Genomic DNA, 20631 nt, shown 5'->3' with positions numbered 1-20631 from the left:
TTTGTCTAAGTAATGATTTGCTCATTACTTAGACACTGATTTTAATCAGGTCGCTTGTTTTCTATAGCTAACCAGTCTGTCCATTTGCCCGGGTACCCTGCTAGACGGTCTTGGGTGTATAAGTAAAATTGATGCAGAAACGCTAAGCGCTCTTTGTAATAGGGCGTGAGCTCGGGGATTCCTTTATTGGTGAATTCGAGATCATAGTAGGGTGGTATCGATTTTTGTCGAGTAATAATATCATCAAAACTCAATTGATTGGCATTCAGGAGCATGTCGTACATTGCTAAGACTGTCGTTGTTCGCCCTTTTCCGCCACGGCAATGCAAATGAACCCAATCATCCGGACGGATGTTAGCAAAGAAATCGATTAACGCATCGACCACTTCGTCATCTGGCCTGCAATGGTCTTGTATTGGCATCCGCTCATATTTTAAAGAAAGACTCTGAACCAGGGTCTCTTCAAGCTGAATGGTTTGAATCGGAATTTCGACACCTTTATCGTATTGCTCTTCCTGAAATTGCTGTGAATCCATGGCATTTTCTAGGGTGGAGGATTGGCTGAGCGACTTCATCCAGGCATCTTCTTTATCCAGTATTGCATTTTTTGACAGCCCGGCATTAATCCAGTTGTATTTACTAGCATGGGTGATATTGACTCCATTCACATACAGATGGGATTCTTGTCGCAGGTCAAGTACCCAAACTTGCTTAATCGGCGTATTTTGAGATTGAATTTTTGTGACAATTTCCTCCCAGCCAAATTGTGTCGGCGATTCACTGCCGGAGGCGCGTAAAGGGTGGATGTCAGGTTGTTCTTTAAGGATTAAAGCACTTCGATACGATTTTATTGGGGCATTAGGGCTATTATTATCAACGACGATACAAGGTGACAACTGGCTGCCATCACAGGCGTGGGCTGAAACAAATCCTGAGAAACTAAATATTAAAGCAATTAAATACAATAAGTTATACATCTTGGTCTCTTCCATTGAAACTTCGAGCATGAGTATCGCATATTTTGAAAAAGGATCAACCCTTTTATATTAGATAAATTAAGGGAGGAAAACCTGGGGAGTGATACTAAGGTGCACCGTTTTTACGGTGCACCATGTTATGATTTTAGAAACAATAGTAAGCTTATTATGCCTTCATCGCTTTAACGCGAGCATTCAATCGGCTTTTTAAACGGGCCGCTTTGTTTTTATGGATAATGCCTTTACCTGCCGCTTTATCTAAAACAGGTTGCACTTCAGCGAAAGCTGCGCGGGCTTCTTCATGATTACCAGATGCAATCGCCTTGATCACCTTTTTAACATAAGTGCGATAAAAGGACCGAGCACTGGCATTTTGTTGACGTCGTTTTTCACTTTGTCGAGCGCGTTTAATAGCGGATTTGATGTTTGCCACAGAGATTACTCCAAAATCATATCATTCTAAAAGGTCAGAATTTTGCCCAATATCGCGAAGTATGTCAAGTGTAAGCGTCTATTTTATTTAGATAGGACAAAAATATACCCGTGATCATTCATGTATTTTACCCGAGCTATGCTACTTTTTATCATCTTTTGTTACTTTTGTTACTTTTGTTGCTTTTGTTGCTTTTGTTGTTTTTGTTGTTTTTGGGCTGGCATCCTTGGATTTGCTTTGTTTAACAGGTGAGGCACTTGCCTTTTTGCTAGTCTTTCTAGTAGCTTGTTTACTGGTTTTTACCGATGTCTTGATGTCAGCGGTTGCTATAGGTTGTTCCGCTAGTTTGGAGGGAAAAATTTTACCAATCGATAGTTTTGATTCTTCACCATCCATCAGGCGAGTGATATTATCACGATGCTTATAGTAGATAAACATGGTGATAAAAAATAGTGGCATAAATAAAGCAACGTTTTCAGTAGTCCACAGAGCTAATAAGGGCATGGCGGTCATTGATAAAATCGAGGCAAGTGATGCGTAACGAGTAAAATTAGCGACTATAATCCATACGGCTATGACCATCACGCCAAGAATGAACTGAAGTCCCAATAAGCCACCAATTGCGGTTGCGACCCCTTTACCGCCCCTAAATCCGAAAAATATTGGAAACATATGGCCAAGAACAGCTGCAAGGCAAGTATAGGTGATAACTAATTCTGACACAGGCATCAGTTTCGCAAATAAAACGGGTATGGTGCCTTTTAGAACATCAGCGGCCATCACCATGGATGCATATTTTTTACCACTGAGTCGCAATACATTGGTTGCACCTGGGTTTTTTGAGCCCTCGCTGCGTGGGTCGGGCAAGTGAAATGCGCGGCTTACAATGACAGCAGAACAGATAGAACCAAACAGATAGCCGATGATAATAACAATTGCTGAAATGAAAGAGTGGCTCATAATTTCCCTTTAGTAAGTAGTGCCTATTAAAATCTTATCCGTCATTATGCGGTGTTTCATATAGAAAATAAAGAGGTTAATGGTTACACCACAGGCGCTATGAATGAGTATAAATGACTTATGCGTGAACGTTTGCGTTACCGATTCGATTCATGCCTTACAAAAAGTTTAATGAATAAAAGTTAGAAGGGAATGAATAATTGGTTTCAGGCATTATAGGAAAAATTCATAAAGATGGTTGGTATCATGTCATTAATAGGGTTTTATTGTTGGAGCCAAACTATTTCGGAAACGCAGACGGTAACGCAAACGTTCACGTATGAAAGGAATTATTCTCTGCGTCCCTAAAAGCCCTTGATACCTACACATTAAAGCGAAAGTGCATGACATCGCCATCTTGGACAATGTAATCTTTTCCTTCAACGCGCAATTTTCCCGCTTCTTTTGCCCCTTGCTCTCCTTTATATTGGATAAAATCTGCGTAGGCTATGACTTCAGCGCGAATGAAGCCTTTTTCAAAATCAGAGTGAATGACGCCAGCAGCTTGGGGCGCTGTATCTCCTTTATGGAAAGTCCATGCGCGCACTTCTTTGACGCCTGCGGTGAAGTAGGTTTGCAATCCTAATAATTCATAGCCTGCACGAATAAGTCGATTTAAACCCGGTTCTTCTAAGCCTAACTCTTGCAGGAAGGCTTTTTGATCATCGGGGTCTAAATCGATGAGTTCTGATTCAATAGCGGCTGATAAACTGACAATGGATGCTCCCTCTTTGTTGGCTAGTTCAGTGACTTTATCCAATAAGGGATTGTTGCTAAATCCATCCTCATTGACGTTGGCAATATATAATACAGGCTTATTGGTGAGTAAAAACAGCCTCTTAATCACCAATGCTTCTTGCTCGTCGAGCGCGAGTGTTCTCATTTGGTTGCCCGCATCAACGTGAGCCTTTGCCTTTTCCAAGACGGATTTCTCAAAGATAGCTTCCTTGTTACCCGATTTGGCATTTTTGGAAGCTTTGATTATCGCTTTGTCGAGTGTTTCCATATCAGCGAGCGCAAGTTCCGTGTTGATCACTTCGATATCATTGATCGGATCGACTTTTCCGTCGACATGAACGATATTATCATTTTCAAAGCAACGTACCACGTGCGCGATAGCATCTGTTTCGCGAATGTTTGCTAAAAACTGATTGCCTAATCCCTCCCCTTTGGAGGCACCTTTGACTAGGCCCGCAATATCAACAAATTGCATGGTTGTGGCTAAGGTTTGCTTTGGCTTGACAATCTCACTTAAGTCATCAAGACGTGGGTCTGGTACAGTAACCATGCCGACATTGGGCTCGATGGTGCAGAAAGGAAAGTTGGCTGCCTCAATACCTGCTTTGGTTAGTGCATTAAATAGTGTTGATTTGCCCACATTTGGCAACCCAACGATGCCACATTTAAAACCCATATCCTCATCCTCTAACTATTAATCATGGTCATTGCTTTAGCCATATCCCCTTTGATAATCAGGGACATCGCAGGAATACTTCTTTCAAGCGCGTCATAAATCAACCTTTTATCGGTTGATGAAGGTTGGCTTAATACATAAGGTGTCACCATATCTTTATGGCCTGGATGACCAATGCCAATTCGCAGTCGATGAAAATCTGCACTGCCTAGTTGGCTGATGATATCCCTCAAGCCATTGTGTCCACCATGTCCTCCACCGGTTTTAAGCTTAACTCGACCCGGATCTAAATCGAGTTCATCATGGGCAACTAATATTTCTTGAGGTGCTATTTTATAGTACTGGGCAACGGATAGGGTCGAACGGCCACTATGGTTCATGAAACCTGTAGGCATCATAGCAATAAACGTTTGCCCGTCAATGCGACACTCACTCATTTGAGTTTGGTGTTTCTTATCAACAACAAACCCATGACCAAATTGCTTTTGTACTCTTTCCACAAACCAGGCGCCAGCGTTATGCCTTGTCTGTTCGTAGGCTGGTCCAGGATTACGTAATCCAATAATGAGTCTGATGGTGACGTTATTCATAGTATTTAGAAATTATGACCCTAGGGCGTGGTCTGGTGTGAAATTTTCATTAATCGCTAAAAAAAGGTCGGGCCTAGACCCGACCAACATGAAAGCACAAGCCCCAAAGAGCTTCGTGAGGTTCTTACATCGAGTTTATTCCTCGCCTTTTTCTTCCTTTTCACCTTCATCTGATTTGGCTTGTTCACCTTTCATTTCTTTAGCAGGTACTTCATCTGCGGCTGTTTCAGGTGCTTCCGTTTCAACTTCTGCCATATGAGGCTGGTGAACAGAAACAACAGGTAAGTTATGCGATCCATCTTCGCCAATTTCCACCGCCAGCTCTACCCCTTTCGGCAATTTAATGTCGGACAAGTGGAGGACATGATCTTTTTCCAAATTAGCGACGTCAATTTCGATAAACTCAGGCAGATCTTTAACCTTGCAGCGAATTTCTAATTGGGTCATGGTGTGGAATAAGACACCACCTGCTTTAACGCCCTTACATTGTTCTTCATTCGTATAGTGAATTGGAATTTGCTTAACAATGACATCCGATCCAGTTACGCGTTGGAAGTCAACATGCATAATAATGGGTCTATATGGATGGCGTTGCATGGATTTGATAATCACATGCTCTTTCTTTTTACCTAATGCCAAATCAATCACGCTCGAGTAGATGGCTTCATTTTCAAGTGCCTTGACGAGTTTATTATGTTTTAACGTAATGGATATTGGCTCTTTACTACCACCATAGACAATAGCAGGTACTTTTCCTTCTATTCGACGTAGGCGGCGGCTCGCACCTTTCCCCATGTCTTCTCGAGCTTCTGCTTCAAGTTGAATTACAGACATTGATACATCTCCCACAATGGGTGTTTGTTCGCGACCAAACAAACAACAAGTTTATAAAATGTTATCATGTTCTCGAAAGGCTATGAATCCCGCAAAATAGCGTGTTAACCTATCGTTTAGTCATGCTAACGAGTACTTCACATAAGTGAAAAAGCGCTTAAGTATACAATAATTTAAATTGAACTTGAAGTCTTGCGATAAATTTCATAGAATATGCACCTTTGTTGAACTTTGTATGACGTTATGTCAGTTGGAGAAATGAATATGTATGCGGTCATTAAAACAGGCGGCAAGCAATACCGAGTGAAAGAAGGGGATTTGCTTAAAGTGGAAACGTTGCCTGCTGAAGTGGGTAAAGAAGTGACTTTTGATCAGGTTTTGATGGTAGTGAAAGGCGACAAAGTATCGTGTGGCCAGCCTATTTTAGAAAAAGCCCGTGTGAAAGCAGAAGTCGTTGATCATGGCCGTCATAAGAAAGTAAAGATCATCAAATTTCGTCGTCGTAAGCACCATATGAAACAAATGGGCCATCGACAAAATTATACACAAGTTAAGATTACAGCTATTAACGAATAAGAGGGGATACCCATGGCACACAAAAAAGCGGGTGGTAGTACCCGTAATGGACGCGATTCCAATCCTAAGTATCTGGGTGTGAAGCGTTATGGTGATCAATTGGTTTCGGCCGGTGAGATTTTAGTAAGACAGCGTGGCACTAAGTTTCATGCTGGTTCAGGTGTTGGCTGTGGCCGGGATTTCACGTTATATGCGTTAGTTTCTGGCAAAGTAAAGTTTGTCGAAAAGGGCTATCCAAAGCGTAAATACGTTGAGATACAAGCCGAAGAAACTGCGCATTAATCACCACACTTTAGTTTAGCGATACGGATCACCCGTTTGATAGGATAATTCAAAGACGGGTGATTTGTTGTTTATGTGGGTTGTTTTACGTGTTATTGGATCTTGCAATTGTCATATGAAACAACCGACTGTCTCTATTTCCGACCTAACCTAATCTTGTTTAATCACTATGAAATTTGTCGATGAAGCACTAATTAAAGTCAATGCGGGTAATGGCGGTAACGGCTGCCTTAGTTTTCGTCGCGAAAAATTTGTCCCTAAAGGGGGGCCTGATGGGGGTGACGGGGGTGATGGTGGGTCTGTCTTTTTGCGCGGCAATGCCAATATCAATACACTCGTGGACTTTCGTTATCAGCGTCAATATCAGGCTGACAATGGTCAGCATGGGATGGGCAGTAACTGTACTGGAAAAAAAGGCGACGACCTAATCATTGATGTCCCCGTTGGAACGATAGTTTATGATGTTGATTCGGGTGAGATGATAGGCGATGTCAATGAGGCTGATAAAATGCTGTTAGTTGCCCAAGGTGGCTTTCATGGACTCGGGAATACCCGCTTTAAGAGCAGCGTAAACCGTGCCCCTAGACAAACAACCCCTGGTTCGCAAGGTGACCGGCGTCATTTAAAACTTGAACTTCGAGTACTGGCAGATGTTGGATTATTGGGGTTACCTAATGCCGGCAAGTCAACCCTAATTCGAGCTGTTTCAGCAGCCAAACCCAAAGTAGCTGATTACCCATTTACGACCTTATATCCGAACTTGGGCGTTGTCCGTGTTTCAAATTATAAAAGCTTTGTGATGGCGGATATTCCAGGCCTTATCGAAGGGGCATCTGAAGGCGCGGGTTTAGGCCACCGCTTTTTAAAACATCTCTCGCGAACATCCGTGTTACTACACGTCATTGATATTAATCCAATTGATGGTTCCGATCCCATCAAAAATGCCAATGAAATTACCAACGAGCTCACAAACTACGATAAATCCTTAACTGATAAGCCATGCATCTTAGTGCTTAACAAGGTTGATCTCATCGAAGATGAACAAGCTAGGCAGCAGAAGATTGATGACATCGTCAAAGCACTGAATTGGCAAGGTCCCGTATTCGCCATTTCAGCCCTTACTAAATTTGGGACGGAAAAGCTCAGTTATCACTTAATGCAGTTGATTGATGAGATGAAGCAAGCGGAAACTGAGCCACTCCGTGACATATAGCGGCGCATAGGCTTTTCTACGCAGGGGGAGCGAATGGCTCTCACTACCCTGGTGTTCATGACTTTGATAATCAATAACACAGTTTGTGGTCTCAGAATGGGGGGATTTTGGGTGCCAGTACTCATCAAATCCTTTTAAGTGAAAGACGATCATTGCTTCATGATTGGGAAGAAAGTGGACTTTGTCGATAGTCTCTGGGGTTTGCACTAAATTTTGCAGCAACCCACCTGTCACTTCATCAAGGATGGTAATCGGAGAGGGTAACCGGCTTATTTGCGAACGAAGTTTGTCAGATGCTTTTTCGGTATCGTCACTGAGCAAAAATGGTTGGATGATGGGTTTAACGATGTCGACAATCATCTTTTCATCTTCTGGCTTCATTTTTACTTTAAATTCGACGTAAGGTGTGTCCATTCGGTAGCCTGTGACACAATCAAAATCGCGTAAACTCTCATCAAGGATATGGGCAATCCGGCTTTCGGGTTGGCCATAGATCATCCATCGTTTGATAACTTTAACAGACTTAGCTTGATTCGTTAGGTAAGGAAGAACTTGTTCAATCATCATGGGCATGCATTCTCGGGGTGGTCCCGGAAGGCAAATAATCGTTGGCAAATGATTAATCGACGGGATAATACAACCCATGGCCGTGCCATTCGGGTTATCCAGTAATATGGCTTCTTTGGGAAACATCGCTTGTTGGGCGTTTTCCTCTTTTAAGTTTAAATTCGATTGTTTTAACAAGGCTTCGATATGTGCAACGGCATTTGGGTGTTCAACTAAATCGCAATGTAAATAACGGGCGACAGCAAAGCGAGTTCGGTCGTCACTGGTTGGACCTAAGCCGCCTGAGGTAATAATGATATTGTGATGTTGTCCAAGGAATTCTAGGGCAGCAAGTAAATCTTTTTCTTTGTCGCTGCAAGCTAGGTGAAAACCAAGAGGAATACCTTCAGACGATAACGCTTGAGAGATAGTTTGACTATTACTATTTAAGGTATCCCCATGGACAATTTCATCACCGGTGGCTAAGAATGCAGTTGTCATTTTTTGTTTTCCAATTTGATAAAACGGTGTTTTATTACATGCAATTTCTTTTCATTTAGGCCAATTCCCCACAGGGCAATAGGCGGTTGATAGAAGATATAACGCGCATCTGCGATAATCAAGCCTTCAGAAGGCACGCGTATTAACCACCCATCGGTAAACCACGCGAAGATTCGGAAATCATGCATGAGCGTTGGTGATTTAATCACAAAATTAGGAAGTTCGCTTTGTTGAAATTGAGGGTACTTCCCAGTCAATTTGAATTGATTGGCACCCCAAATTGGAACATACGCTATCGCTGTATAAATCGTATCATTCATTAAGGTGACAACTCGCCATTTTGTTGAGCTGGCCATCTCTGGAATGGCTCGTATCCTACTGATATTTCCATATTGTTGAAAATATTGACTGGCTAATTGGATAGCTTGGTGGTGTTGGTAGGTGTTAAAACTCAAAAAGATACCGACCCAAAAAATAGCAATCAAGACATAATGTCGTTTAAAGAATATAACGCTAAGTGCTGTTCCAATGGCTAATGGGAAGGTAACAATGGGGTCTATTATTGAAACGATGTCCCAACTCACGCGGGTTAAAGAAAAAGGCCAATACAACACAGTCCCATAACTGGTGCAGGCATCCAATAATCCATGCGTTGCTATGCCAATCAAAGAGGCTAAAAAGGTGAGAGACCAATGTGCTCTGAAAAGGCGAATAAAGGAACAGAGGAAGAGGGTGACAAGGATAGCACCGATGGGAATAAAGAATATTGAGTGGGTAAAATGACGATGATAAAGTAACGATAATAATGGTTCATTCCGTGAGCGTATGAAAATATCTAAATCAGGTGCCATGGCAGCAATAGCACTTGAAATCCACACCACTCGTGCAGGTTGTTTGTGAAGGATTGCTTGCGCGCAGGCTGAGCCTAAACAACCTTGCGTGATTGGATCCATTATGCCTCTGCTTGATGAATGGTAATTTGGGGAAATGGAATATCAATCTTATGCTTATCAAATTGCACTTTAATGGCTTCTTGCAAAGCACTCTTAGTTGCACTGTAGTCACTGGTTTTTACCCAGGTCATTAATTTTAATTCTATGCCTGAGTCGGCTAGCGAATTAACCCATACGTTGGGTGGCGGATCCGTAAGAACGCTATTGTCTTGCTTGGCGATCTCAAGCAGAAGCGATCGCGCTTTATCAATATTATCGTCATAACTGATGTCAACGATTAAATCGATGCGTCTTGTTTTATAAGCATAATAGTTAATGACTTCCGATTTAATCATGGTTTCATTGGGAATGCGAACTAACCGATTGTCGTTTGTTTTAATTTTTGTCGATAGTAAATCAATCGCAACGACAGTCCCGGAGAAGCCCTTAATTTCAATATAGTCATCAACAGAGAAAGGTCTTTCAAAAAGCAAAAAAATGCCACTAATTAAATTGGATGCCGCGGTTTGGGAAGCAAAACCAACCGCTACTGACAACACCCCTGCCGCACCAAGTAATACCGTTAAATTAAAACCGAGATGATGTAGCGCAGAGATCAAAAAAAGGATTACAATGATGTAAAATACCAGCCGTTTCATTAGGGCGGCGTGGTGTTTAGAAAAATGCTTATTAGAATATTTTTCGATAGTATAAGCGGCCTTTTTGGCTACGACAAATCCAGCTACAATGAGTAGAATGGCATAAACAAGATGTTGCATCAGTATGATTGAAACCCAATTCTGCATAGTATTATTCCTCGTCCAGCGTAGGTTGTTGTTTTTGTTAGGGCATGTGCCATGCACTAACTGCATCGATAGTAAACTATCGATTCTGCCAATTTCAACAAGCAAGTCCTGAAATTATCAGCAAGATTTAGCCATGTTCATGGGATAATTGGCTAAAAAATAATCCAAATCTTCGGGTGTGCCTAAGCCCCACATTTTGTCGACTGCCCAAGGTTTAATAATTTTTCCATCCGCTATTGCCTCGTTGTAAACAGGTGCAACGTAAAACTCGTTATTGACACGAATGTTCTTAGCAATCATTTGTTTGGCATAGCGGACATAATCACTTCCTTTTGTCCAATAGTAGATGCCAACAGTGGCTTGGTTCGAGATGACTTCTTTTTCTTTTAATTCACTCACATTGCGATTTTCGTCTAAACGGATATAACTCCATTTAGGATGGGTATTTTCAAAGGTGAGGATACCTCCGTCAACACCAGGTGCATTCATTGCATGGAAAAATGCACCACTTTCCCATTCGATAAACTGATCGGAATTGGCAATTAACAAGGGGTTGTCATTGTCGATATAATTTTCAGCAAGCAACGTTGAGCAGCAAGCCCCTTCCGTTACGCCATCTGTGATGACAATTTTGCAGCCAGGGGTAATGATCTTCAGCATGGATTCAAGGTTATACTGTTCATAGTGATCACGGCGTACAACAAAAATAAAATTAGCATGTACATTGAGATTTTCTACAGCTAATTGGATCATTGGCTTATCATTAATACTAATTAATGGCTTGGGGAACGTATAGCCAACATTGAGAAAACGGCTGCCAGCACCAGACATTGGGATGAGCACATTCAGGCTATCATCCGTCCAGCTGCAGGATTGGATTGGTTTAGCCATAGCCTCATAAATTTTCGCAATGGAAACTTCATCGGGTGATTTCACGGCACACAAGTTCGCTCCCGATGAGATAGCTGCCGTTCGACCGACATAGGAATCTTCAACAATTAATGTTTCTTTAGGAAGCACACGTTCTTTTATCATTGCCTGCCAATACATTTCTGGATGAGGTTTGGCTGAGGTAACATCTTCATTGGAAATGAAATAGTCGACGTATTTCATTAAATTCAATTTCAACAAACATAATTTGATGGTTTCGCGAATTGAATTGGAGCAGACGTAGATTTTTAGACCATCCTCTCTTAATTTTTTAAATAAAGCGCTTATTTGAGGGTTTTCTTGCAATACTTCTTCAATGACTTCAAAGGTAAGCTGTTGCTTTTTTTGCCAAATTGCTTGATGTAGTTTGCTATCTAATCCCTTTTCGTGGCTCAGTTTGGCGAGCTTGGTTTTGGTGGACAGTCCATCAAATTGTTGCAAATGGTCTTTAGTGCTAATTTCAAATCCAGGTGCGATGCTTGAGATTGCTCGATTCAAGGCGATAAAATGGTGTTCTCGAGAGTCAACTAATACGCCATCTAAGTCGAAAATTACTAAGCGAGTCGTCATGTCTAATTGGCCTCTGTTTCTGATAAAGTTGCATTAGCAAGTTGTTGTTGAAATGCTTCTAAGTCAATGATTAATTCTTTACAGTGTTGCATGTTTCGATCTTTTTCAGCAGGCAATTGCATGTAGTTACCATATAATTGTTCTAGAATGGTTTCATAGCGATTGGCAACTTGAAAAAGACTATCTTCGAATTGAATTCGTTTTAAGGGGAATATGTCATTATAATGAACGCGATTATTATTCACGCAATCAAAGCCATAGCCTAGCCAGGGACTCTCTAATTGGGCACTTTTAGCCAATAACTGATTTAGTTGCTGCTCAAGCCAAGATTTTGACAAACATCGACTGATAAGGTTATAGAGTGTTGCGTTGTGCCCAAGGTTTAATGAGGTGTATTTAGGCCGTAATAAGCGCAATAGTTTTTTGCTTAGTAACTGCCATTGGCGCATTTCATTGATTTTGACTGGTAATTTATCATAGACAAAAATATCAATAAAAATGCCCTGATGAAAAGGTTGATCGCCGTTTTCATGGAATTCAATAAATCGGCTGTTATTATCCCGTATTTTATAAGGAGCAGCCAGGTTGAAGTAGTTTTTATCGGTATGGGCGCTTTGCAAGAATAAATGGGACGGTAATTCTTTCTTGGCGATATCGATGAATTGATTAATGCTATCGCGCGTCATCGAAATATCAAGATCATCATCCCATGGTATAAATCCCTGGTGACGCACAGCACCTAACAAAGTTCCGCCTTCTAGCCAATAATCCAAATGATGTTTTTGGCATATCTGATCGACGACTTTCAATATGGATAGCATCTTTAATTGTGCTTGCCGAAGACGGCCATCCTGCATTGCATTGGATGCATCTGCTATTTGGAACATGTTATTTTCCAGATTAACTAGGGAACGTCCCTATTATACGCTTCTTCGATAAAATGAAAAGTAGAAAGGACTTAAGCATCTCAAGCATTATATGTTCTAATGAATCACTGCAAAATAGCGACCTCTTATCCGCCCGTGCTGGACACTTTTTTCTAGTAGTATAAACAGGATTTTTCCAATGGATTGACAGCAGTTCTAGCTAAGGTAAACTATGGAGCAAAACTTACGAAAAATCCCCAGTTTCTTCGTGATAAAAAGTTTTCAATTCCGTTTTTTAGTTTATCTAAACTGCTGCATTGAACACTTTTTCTTCTCACACCTTGGGAGGTTCGTATGCCCTTCAAAGACTTATGACTGAGGTAGCGTCTGATGCTAATAAAATCCATACGTGGCCGTGAAATATTAGATTCTCGTGGAAACCCAACTGTTGAAGCGGAAGTGACTTTAGATGATGGTACTTTTGCCATGGCAAGTGTCCCTTCTGGTGCATCGACAGGTAGTCGAGAAGCGTGCGAACTTCGAGATAATGATCCCAAGCGCTATCTAGGCAAAGGTGTTTTGAAAGCAGTGAAAGCGATTAACACCATCATTCAACCCGCATTAAAGGGGCAATCGGTTGAAGATCAAACCGCTATTGATCGAATCATGATCGAGCTAGATGGGACTGATAATAAGCAAAACCTTGGTGCAAACGCAATTTTAGCTGTATCGTTGGCTGTCGCAAGAGCCCATGCCGTATGGGCACAAGTTCCGCTTTATCAGCTACTTAAAAATAATCAATATCCCATTCGTATGCCAGTCCCTATGATGAACATTCTCAATGGCGGCGCCCATGCAGATAATAATGTCGATATTCAAGAATTCATGATTATGCCTGTTGGTGCGGATAATTTTCCAACTGCCTTGAGAATGGGCAGTGAAATTTTCCATCACTTGAAATCGGTATTAAAAGCACAAGGCCTTAGTACTGCCGTTGGTGACGAAGGCGGTTTTGCTCCAAATCTAAAGTCTAATGAACATGCATTGGATGTTATTTCACAAGCCGTTGAAAAGGCAGGTTATGTTTTAGGACGGGATATCCTTTTTGCCCTTGATGTGGCTGCTTCAGAGCTCTATGATAACGGTCAATACCATTTGGCTTCAGAAAATAGGTGGCTTAGCAGTGACAACTTAATTGATTACTATGAAACCCTTGCTACCAATTATCCCATTATCAGCATCGAAGATGGTCTAGATGAACAAGACTGGGCGGGGTGGATTGACTTAACCCAACGATTAGGAACCAAGTTGCAATTAGTGGGTGATGATTTATTTGTGACGAATCAAGCGATTTTAAAAGAAGGGATTAAAGAAGGCGTGGCAAACTCCATCTTAATTAAAGTCAACCAAATTGGCACCCTGACTGAAACCCAAGCAGCAATAACACTGGCTGCGCAGCATCACTACACGGCAGTCATCTCGCATCGCTCAGGTGAGACGGAAGATGCGTTTATTGCTGATCTTGCAGTGGGGTCGGGTTGTGGTCAGATTAAAACGGGATCCTTATGTCGATCCGATCGAATCAGCAAATACAATGAATTATTACGAATCAATGAGCAAGCAAATTTTGAGTATGCAGGTCATTGGTTACTAAATCATGTTAAAAATTTAGCAGCGAATGTGCATTAATTTTAATAAATAAGGATAGCGTATGTCAGTAAACTATTACGATATAACCGCCAATATCAACAAACAATTAGGCAAGTTCAGCAAAGCGATGCCAGATGTTATGGCTGCTTTTTCATCTTTGGCTAAAGCGTCAACAGCCGATGGTGCTTTAGATAAGAAATCAAAAGAGCTCATTGCCATGGCACTTGCTGTTGCAAATCATTGCACTGGGTGTATAGGATTTCATTCTCAAGCATTAGTTAAGCTAGGTACCTCAAAAGAAGAATTGATGGAGACGCTTGCTATGGCAGTCTATATGGGAGGAGGACCTTCATTAATGTATGCTGCTGAAGCAATTGATGCTTTTGAGCAAGCTAGCCAGTAATTTCTTTATTTTCAAGACTTCTAAATATCTTGCTTGATGTTCCCTTCCCCCCAGACATGGGGCGAAGATGCTCACAGGGCAGATGAAGGGTTGCTGAATCGAGGTCCTGATTTTGAAATGCCTGGTGAGTTGATTACCTCACCAGAGCTATCGTTCAGCATCTGCATGCTGCATGTCCGCGTTTGTTTGCATCAATGAAGAAAAGGTATTTCGGTTACCTGATTGGCAAGGGTATTTTTTTACCACGGCTTCAAACGCTATTCTGGAGACAGTGGGTCGATTATTGGCGGGTTGTTGGCCTAAATTCTGGGTGTATTCTTGAATCAATTGACCAAGGTGTTCTGCACTAAGTTGCTGATTTTGAGGTAAACAAAAGAAAGGTTTTCCCTGTTTAGCGGCCTCACTATTTAACGCAATTAATGTCTCGGCAATACTTTCATTGGTAATCGTCAAAACATGCCTGGCCGATCGTGCCCAAGCCTGGGATTGTTCATCGGCTTTAATTTCCATTTTGGGAATGGATTTGCTGATATGTTGGTAATTGTCAATGGTGTCAGACCAGCTATTGCCCATTAATAATACTAACATCGAGCACAGCATTGTTCGGATCATAATAACCCCTTGTGGTTTTTGTCTTGGGGTATACTTTACCTATTTTCTTGATTGATGAGAAGATCCCAGGACTAGCGAAACCCCTTTATCTTCATCGTTGGTCCTGGAATTATTGTTGCTGACTGATCACGGGTAGAGACCCTAATAGTTGATGGGTAAATAACTAAATCGTTGCGACACCAAATCGGCCCCACATTCATCATACGTATTATCCAGGCAAAGGTAGCATTTTACAGCGCCCTTTTGACGAGCACACCGTACAGCTTCTTCGACAGAATCATACGATTTCAAATCGTTACCTTTGTGGATATAGTGGCATTTCTTATGATCGATCAACTCAACTAAATACTGGTGCAAATCACTGCGTGAATATATCAAGCCAATACTATCTTCATCTGACATGTCAATGATTTGGTCTCGGGATAAATTATCCATGTTGCTCTCAAAATAAACTAACCATCTTTAAGTATAGCAAATCTTATTTGTTGAATTCTTTTCCATTATGTGCCAGATTTATATTGTGTAATAATTTTCGTTTAATTTAAAAGGAATTAAGGCGATGAAAAAGCTTCTGACACTTTTTATATGTTGTTTCCCGTTGTTTATTTATGCACTTCCTCCTTCAGGTAACATTGATAAAGTGATTACACTTCAGTATCAACCGGCTGACAAAATTAAACAGTTGATACAACCTGTTTTGAAACCAGGTGATAAAGTCAGTGCTTCTGGACAAACACTCGTTGTCAGTGTTCAACCGAGTACTTTAACAGCAATACGCGAAATCATTCATAACTTGGATATTCCGCCGGTCACTTTTATGATATCGATTTTCCAAGGGCCAGCTAATCAGCTGCCCCCATCGAATGGTCAATTTAGGCAGGTAATTAGTACGCAATCACGTGATCAACAACAGCAGTATCAGTCTGTTAGAGTGGATAATGGTAATGCTGCATATATCAGTACAGGCAATGAAAAACCCTATGTTGCTGCTGTGGGTGCCGGTTGGTTCAATTTAGGTGTTGCCTATGAGCGCAAGCAAGTGAATAAGAGTTTTTTCGTTCGCCCTGAATTACAAGGCTCACAAGTTCGTTTACAGTTGTATCGTGTTCGAGATAACGTAAATCGAGTCAACAATGAGCAAATTCGCCAACAAAGAGCCGAAACGACGATGACGGTTCCTTTGAACAAATGGGTTGTGCTCGGATCGGCACAAGGCCAGCCACCAACGCAACCTAATACCATGAGTATCCAAGTCGGTAATCCTAATGATGTCAATTCGACCATCTATATTAAAGTTGAAAAAGTAGGAGCCTCGCTTGGCGATGATGCTAAGTAACTTTACTTAATTCCTCCATTGTATTAAACTTGAAATATGTAACATCAATCAAGAGGTGGGTATGAGTCATGGGGGCGCCCGCCGGGGGGCGGGCCGGCCACAAGGGCAAGGCCGCTATGGTGAGTCAACAAAAGTAGTGCGTATTCCTCAGTCGAAAGTTGCCAGTGTTTTACAGTTTCTCCGCTCAGCACAACATTCATCGCTCATGGTGCCATTGTATGGCAGCCATGTCAAAGCGGGTTTTCCTTCACCAGCTGATGATTATATCGAGGCTCACCTTGATCTCAATGAGCATTTGGTTAAGCACCCTGCCGCCACTTTTTTAGTCCGTGCCTCAGGGGATTCGATGGTCGGAGTGGGTATTCATTCGGGTGATATTTTAGTAGTTGATCGCAGTCTCGAGGCAACCCATGGCAAAATTGTCATTGCTGCTTTGAATGGAGAATTGACTGTTAAGCGGCTCTATCGCCAGAAAGGAGAGATTAAATTGCTGGCAGAAAACCCGGACTATCCTCCCATCGATATTGCTGAGTCATTTGATTTGGTTATTTGGGGAGTGGTTACTAATGTTATCCATTCTCTGTCCTGAATTTATAGAGGGGAGAGAGATGTTTGCAATGGTTGATTGCAATAACTTCTACGCTTCTTGCGAGCGCTTATTTCAACCTTGTTTGCGAGATAAGCCTATTGTGGTGTTATCCAATAATGATGGATGTGTGATTGCCCGTTCTAATGAGGCAAAGGCATTAGGTATTGCAATGGGCGTACCTTTTCATCAAGTCCGTGGCCTCTGTCAGCGCCATAAGGTCGCTGTGTTTTCATCAAATTACACCTTATACGGTGATATGTCACAGCGTGTGATGACAGTGATTGAACAGCATTGGTCCGCCGTGGAGATTTATTCAATCGATGAAGCGTTTCTTAATCTAACAGGTTTGTCCCTTTTGCAAGCGGACGCTTTTTGTCAGCAATTGCAAGCGACTATTTTCAAGCAAACGGGAATCCCCGTGTCAATTGGCATCGGTCGTAGTAAGACGTTGGCAAAATTAGCCAATCATATTGCTAAAAAGAAGTTAAGAGTATCGGTTTTTAATATCGATGGCCAAATGCATTGGCTTGAGCAAATTGCCATTCAAGATATTTGGGGGGTTGGCCAACGTTGGGCAGCAAAGCTGATTGCTTTGGGCATAACCACAGCCGCTGATCTAGCCAAATTGGATACAGAGTTTGTACGTCGCCGTTTTAATGTCGTGATGCTTAGAACAGTGCTCGAGCTAAATGGCAGGGCATGTATTGAATTGGAGGACAGTGAGCCTAAAAAAAGCATTTTGTCATCGAAATCATTTGGTAAACTGCAAACAACAAAAGAAGCATTATCAGAGGCATTAGCCAGTCATTGTGCTAGAGCTTGGGATAAATTAAGGCAGCAGCAGCACCAAGTTGTTTATTTGTCTGTTTTTTTACGCACTAATCCATTTCGACGTGATTTGCCACAATACAGTCGGTCAAGTGGTGTTCGCCTGATTCATCCAACCGATGATTTATGCCATATAACAACAATAGCCAAGCATTGTTTGGCGCATATTTTTTTACCGGGTTATCAATACCATAAAACGGGTGTGCTATTGGTTGAGTTAGTTGATAAGCGGTTCCAGCAAAATGACTTATTTAACCCGATTTGCCCTGAAACGCAACAAAAGCGTGATAAGCTCATGCAAGTAACTGGGAAAATAAAGCAACGCTACGGTCGCCATAGTCTTTATTTGGCCGCCCAAGGTAGTCGTCAGCCTGCCTGGCAGATGCGAGCTAATTTATGTTCACCTAAGTACACGACCAGCTGGGCTGATCTGCCATTGGTGAAAGCATAAAGGTTCGACAAGCTCAGGACTTCTAAATAACTTCCCTCATTGTGGTACCTTCTCCCCATGTCTGGGGAGAAGGAAAAGGAAGGCAGTTATTCAGATGCTAGTTACTGGCAGGCTTAGCCGCTGGCTTGCTATCTGGATTAGCCGGCGTGGGTTGTTTGGAGGATTGTATTGGCGTGACTTTTGCTGGCGCTGCAATTAATTGCATAATACCAAGATCACCAGAGACTTTCCGACCAACCAATAGACTAACATTCAGCTCTTGACTAATTTTGTTTTTATCATTCATATACGTCACAGTCATAGGCAGCGTCACTTTCCATTGGTTGTCTTTTTCTTGGTTAATTGAGACATCGCCAGTGATCGTTGGAGAGACATTTAGTTTTTCCTTTTTGATAGTATCTAAATTTCCTGAGCGTTGAAGGGCTGTATTAAAGCTTTTCCAACCATTTTTAGTGAAGCACTTTTCTAGAGAAGTCATGTTCTGATCAACTTTATCGAATGATAAAGAAAAGGCTTGTTCAGCTGCTTGAGACGCCCATTTTTTTATTAAATCTGTTGAGACCGCATCGGGGGAGTTGCCAACTTTATAATCGCAATTAATAACAACAGGTTTAGGAGGTTGGTTAGAATTTGCACCGTTAATCGGTGGTTCGCTACTTGCAGGTGGTTGGCTACCAGCCGGTGGTTGGCTACCAGCAGGTGGTTGGCTGCCAGCCGGTGGTTGGCTACCAGCCGGTGGTTGGTTACCAGCAGGTGGTTGGTTACCAGCCGGTGGTTGGCTACCAGCCGGTGGTTGGTTACCAGCAGGTGGTTGGTTACCAGCCGGTGGTTGGTTACCAGCAGGTGGTTGGTTACCAGCAGGTGGTTGGTTGCCAGCCGGTGGTTGGTTACCAGCCGGTGGTTGGTTGCCAGCCGGTGGTTGGTTGCCAGCCTGATCCGTGTTAGGTTGAGCAGCATTTGTTGTTGATGCAGGGGTTGTTTGATTGTTAGATGCCGAGAAGGCGGTTATTGGCAGAGTAAATAGTAAGATTAACCCTAAAATGAAACCCTTCATTTTGATGCGCTCCTTGTTGAATATTAAAAATATCTTATTAAGTCAGCTAACAAAACAGCGGCAAGCCTAGCTGTTTTATCATCTTGATCCAGTGGTGGTGATAGCTCAGCAATGTCTAAAGCTACTACTTTGCCAGTTTGCAGAATATATTTCAATAGCGGTTGCATCTGCCAGGGGGATATCCCAGTAGCCTGCGGTGCACTTACGCCAGGTGCAAAAGCCTCGGCAAGCACATCAAGACATAGGGTTAAATAGAGAAAGTGATGGTTTAAAATAAATTCGTCAATAAAAGCCGTTTGCCAGGCTGTGGTATTCTCATGCATCTCTGAAGCAGTCATGAAGGTTACCCCAAGTGCCTCAGCAGTTTGGAATAACTGTGCCGTGTTTGCCTGAGGTTGAATGCCAAGGCAACAATAGGTAAAAGGATAGTTTTGACTTTGACAATAGTCTGCCATCTGTCGAAAGCCAGTACCAGACGTTGATTTTGTACCATTAAGTAATGGTCTTAAATCAAAATGCGCATCAAAATTAATGATGCCTACTTTGGGATAATGGGACGATAAACCTTTGAAATGTGGCCAAGCAACTTCATGCCCGCCGCCTAATATGATGGTTTTTTTATTTTGGCTGTGGCAAAGATCCACTATTTGAATCAGTTGGTGTTGAGCCAATTCCAGATTATCGTCTGGGCAGCAGATGTTACCAAGATCGGCAAGGTGGATTTGTTTGTGGCAAGCTAATTTTGCCAGTTGCTGGCGAATTGCATTGGGGCCATCTTTGGCACCAGGTCTGCCCAAGTTGCGGCGTACCCCTTCATCACTTGCAAATCCCATAAGACAAACTGATTCCTTAACATCTGCTATGGGTTGCTGTTGGAGATTGTAGGTGTAAATATTTTGAAAAAATCGCTCATTAGGTAAAGAATCGGAACGACCTGTCCACAAATTGTATGGAATTGTGTTATAATAGTGTTGGTTTAGCTCTAGCATGGCATTGTTGTTAATTAAAATTCTTACTTAATCCTAGGATTAAATTTTCAATTAAGCAAGCAACCATCAACGATTGTAAAAAAAGAGCAAGCATTTTATGGGTTTTTATCGCTAAATAGAGAGATAGTAAAAATAATAAACCATCTCTCAAAATTTTTAGAAAAAATCATTTGACAAAGGATAAAAAATCCGTAGAATGCACCCTACGCCGATTGGGCGAGTTCCTTAAGAAAATAAAGACAAACTGTGT

Annotated in this window: 23 protein-coding genes; 8 read left to right on the top strand and 15 right to left on the bottom strand. The window is 41.9% G+C overall.

Translation table 11 applies throughout. The features are described from left to right. Positions 1-41 precede the first annotated feature (41 nt). The 6 genes from AB3348_RS09190 to AB3348_RS09165 form a co-directional block, all read right to left on the bottom strand. Positions 42-977: a tyrosine protein phosphatase gene (locus tag AB3348_RS09190; RefSeq protein ID WP_367607311.1), complete on the bottom strand. Its 936-nt coding sequence runs from the start codon at positions 975-977 to the stop codon at positions 42-44. Between the two features lie 166 nt (positions 978-1143). Then, positions 1144-1410, bottom strand: a complete 267-nt coding sequence (gene rpsT, locus AB3348_RS09185) for a 30S ribosomal protein S20 (RefSeq protein ID WP_367607310.1) — start codon at positions 1408-1410, stop codon at positions 1144-1146. 141 nt (positions 1411-1551) lie between these two features. Further along, positions 1552-2370 (bottom strand): glycerol-3-phosphate 1-O-acyltransferase PlsY, encoded by an 819-nt coding sequence (plsY, locus tag AB3348_RS09180; protein WP_367607309.1) that lies wholly within the window; start codon positions 2368-2370, stop codon positions 1552-1554. A gap of 361 nt (positions 2371-2731) precedes the next feature. After that, positions 2732-3823 (bottom strand): redox-regulated ATPase YchF, encoded by a 1092-nt coding sequence (ychF, locus tag AB3348_RS09175; RefSeq protein ID WP_367607308.1) that lies wholly within the window; start codon positions 3821-3823, stop codon positions 2732-2734. Between the two features lie 11 nt (positions 3824-3834). After that, the gene (gene pth / locus AB3348_RS09170; RefSeq protein WP_367607307.1) at positions 3835-4413 is read right to left on the bottom strand and encodes an aminoacyl-tRNA hydrolase; all 579 of its coding nucleotides are present in this window, start codon (positions 4411-4413) and stop codon (positions 3835-3837) included. Between the two features lie 135 nt (positions 4414-4548). Then, positions 4549-5247: a 50S ribosomal protein L25/general stress protein Ctc gene (locus AB3348_RS09165; RefSeq protein ID WP_367607306.1), complete on the bottom strand. Its 699-nt coding sequence runs from the start codon at positions 5245-5247 to the stop codon at positions 4549-4551. Between the two features lie 264 nt (positions 5248-5511). On the opposite strand from AB3348_RS09165, the gene rplU reads away from it, so the two are divergent. From rplU to cgtA, 3 genes are all read left to right on the top strand, one after another. Then, a complete protein-coding gene (gene rplU / locus AB3348_RS09160; protein ID WP_367607454.1) occupies positions 5512-5823 on the top strand; it encodes a 50S ribosomal protein L21 in 312 nt (103 codons plus the stop codon). A 12-nt stretch (positions 5824-5835) separates the two neighbouring features. After that, positions 5836-6105 carry a 50S ribosomal protein L27 gene (gene rpmA, locus AB3348_RS09155; RefSeq protein WP_367607305.1) on the top strand — a complete coding sequence of 90 codons (270 nt, stop codon included), beginning with the start codon at positions 5836-5838 and terminating at the stop codon, positions 6103-6105. 169 nt (positions 6106-6274) lie between these two features. Beyond that, positions 6275-7318: an Obg family GTPase CgtA gene (cgtA, locus tag AB3348_RS09150; RefSeq protein ID WP_367607304.1), complete on the top strand. Its 1044-nt coding sequence runs from the start codon at positions 6275-6277 to the stop codon at positions 7316-7318. Here the strand turns inward: cgtA and AB3348_RS09145 are convergent. From AB3348_RS09145 to AB3348_RS09125, 5 genes are all read right to left on the bottom strand, one after another. Beyond that, positions 7259-8365 (bottom strand): competence/damage-inducible protein A, encoded by a 1107-nt coding sequence (locus AB3348_RS09145; RefSeq protein ID WP_367607303.1) that lies wholly within the window; start codon positions 8363-8365, stop codon positions 7259-7261. The two genes, cgtA and AB3348_RS09145, sit on opposite strands and share 60 nt — an antisense overlap. Beyond that, positions 8362-9318, bottom strand: coding sequence for a metal-dependent hydrolase (locus AB3348_RS09140; protein WP_367607302.1), 957 nt, complete (start codon positions 9316-9318; stop codon positions 8362-8364). The genes AB3348_RS09145 and AB3348_RS09140 overlap by 4 nt, the downstream gene beginning before the upstream one ends. After that, positions 9318-10103 carry a mechanosensitive ion channel family protein gene (locus tag AB3348_RS09135; RefSeq protein WP_367607301.1) on the bottom strand — a complete coding sequence of 262 codons (786 nt, stop codon included), beginning with the start codon at positions 10101-10103 and terminating at the stop codon, positions 9318-9320. The genes AB3348_RS09140 and AB3348_RS09135 overlap by 1 nt, the downstream gene beginning before the upstream one ends. A gap of 117 nt (positions 10104-10220) precedes the next feature. Next, positions 10221-11603, bottom strand: a complete 1383-nt coding sequence (locus AB3348_RS09130; protein ID WP_367607300.1) for an HAD-IA family hydrolase — start codon at positions 11601-11603, stop codon at positions 10221-10223. A 2-nt stretch (positions 11604-11605) separates the two neighbouring features. Beyond that, complete coding sequence (locus AB3348_RS09125) at positions 11606-12490, bottom strand: phosphorylcholine transferase LicD (RefSeq protein WP_367607299.1); 885 nt, start codon at positions 12488-12490, stop codon at positions 11606-11608. A gap of 369 nt (positions 12491-12859) precedes the next feature. On the opposite strand from AB3348_RS09125, the gene eno reads away from it, so the two are divergent. After that, positions 12860-14158, top strand: coding sequence for a phosphopyruvate hydratase (gene eno, locus AB3348_RS09120; RefSeq protein ID WP_367607298.1), 1299 nt, complete (start codon positions 12860-12862; stop codon positions 14156-14158). Between the two features lie 22 nt (positions 14159-14180). Further along, on the top strand, positions 14181-14522 hold the full coding sequence (locus AB3348_RS09115; protein ID WP_367607297.1) for a carboxymuconolactone decarboxylase family protein: 342 nt from the start codon (positions 14181-14183) through the stop codon (positions 14520-14522). 147 nt (positions 14523-14669) lie between these two features. On the opposite strand, the gene AB3348_RS09110 is transcribed toward AB3348_RS09115, so the two are convergent. Both AB3348_RS09110 and AB3348_RS09105 read right to left on the bottom strand, forming a co-directional pair. Continuing rightward, on the bottom strand, positions 14670-15134 hold the full coding sequence (locus AB3348_RS09110) for a phosphatase (RefSeq protein ID WP_367607296.1): 465 nt from the start codon (positions 15132-15134) through the stop codon (positions 14670-14672). 141 nt (positions 15135-15275) lie between these two features. Then, positions 15276-15569 carry a hypothetical protein gene (locus AB3348_RS09105; protein WP_367607295.1) on the bottom strand — a complete coding sequence of 98 codons (294 nt, stop codon included), beginning with the start codon at positions 15567-15569 and terminating at the stop codon, positions 15276-15278. Between the two features lie 124 nt (positions 15570-15693). Here AB3348_RS09105 and AB3348_RS09100 point away from each other — a divergent pair, with 124 nt between their 5' ends. The 3 genes from AB3348_RS09100 (at position 15694) to AB3348_RS09090 (ending at position 18338) form a co-directional block, all read left to right on the top strand. Further along, positions 15694-16470 carry a type II/III secretion system protein gene (locus AB3348_RS09100; protein WP_367607294.1) on the top strand — a complete coding sequence of 259 codons (777 nt, stop codon included), beginning with the start codon at positions 15694-15696 and terminating at the stop codon, positions 16468-16470. 61 nt (positions 16471-16531) lie between these two features. Further along, the gene (locus AB3348_RS09095) at positions 16532-17059 is read left to right on the top strand and encodes a LexA family protein (RefSeq protein WP_367607293.1); all 528 of its coding nucleotides are present in this window, start codon (positions 16532-16534) and stop codon (positions 17057-17059) included. A 19-nt stretch (positions 17060-17078) separates the two neighbouring features. Beyond that, a complete protein-coding gene (locus AB3348_RS09090; protein ID WP_367607292.1) occupies positions 17079-18338 on the top strand; it encodes a Y-family DNA polymerase in 1260 nt (419 codons plus the stop codon). A 97-nt stretch (positions 18339-18435) separates the two neighbouring features. On the opposite strand, the gene AB3348_RS09085 is transcribed toward AB3348_RS09090, so the two are convergent. Together AB3348_RS09085 and hutG are read right to left on the bottom strand one after the other, a co-directional pair. After that, positions 18436-19392 (bottom strand): DotI/IcmL/TraM family protein, encoded by a 957-nt coding sequence (locus AB3348_RS09085; protein ID WP_367607291.1) that lies wholly within the window; start codon positions 19390-19392, stop codon positions 18436-18438. Between the two features lie 23 nt (positions 19393-19415). Then, positions 19416-20381 (bottom strand): formimidoylglutamase, encoded by a 966-nt coding sequence (gene hutG, locus AB3348_RS09080; RefSeq protein WP_367607290.1) that lies wholly within the window; start codon positions 20379-20381, stop codon positions 19416-19418. Positions 20382-20631 lie beyond the last annotated feature (250 nt).

It is taken from the genome of Legionella sp. W05-934-2 (assembly GCF_964199965.1).
Taxonomy (GTDB): Bacteria; Pseudomonadota; Gammaproteobacteria; order Legionellales; family Legionellaceae; genus JAFIFT01.
Note: the sequence above shows the minus strand (reverse complement) of the source record. Positions and strands in the feature narration are given on the sequence as shown.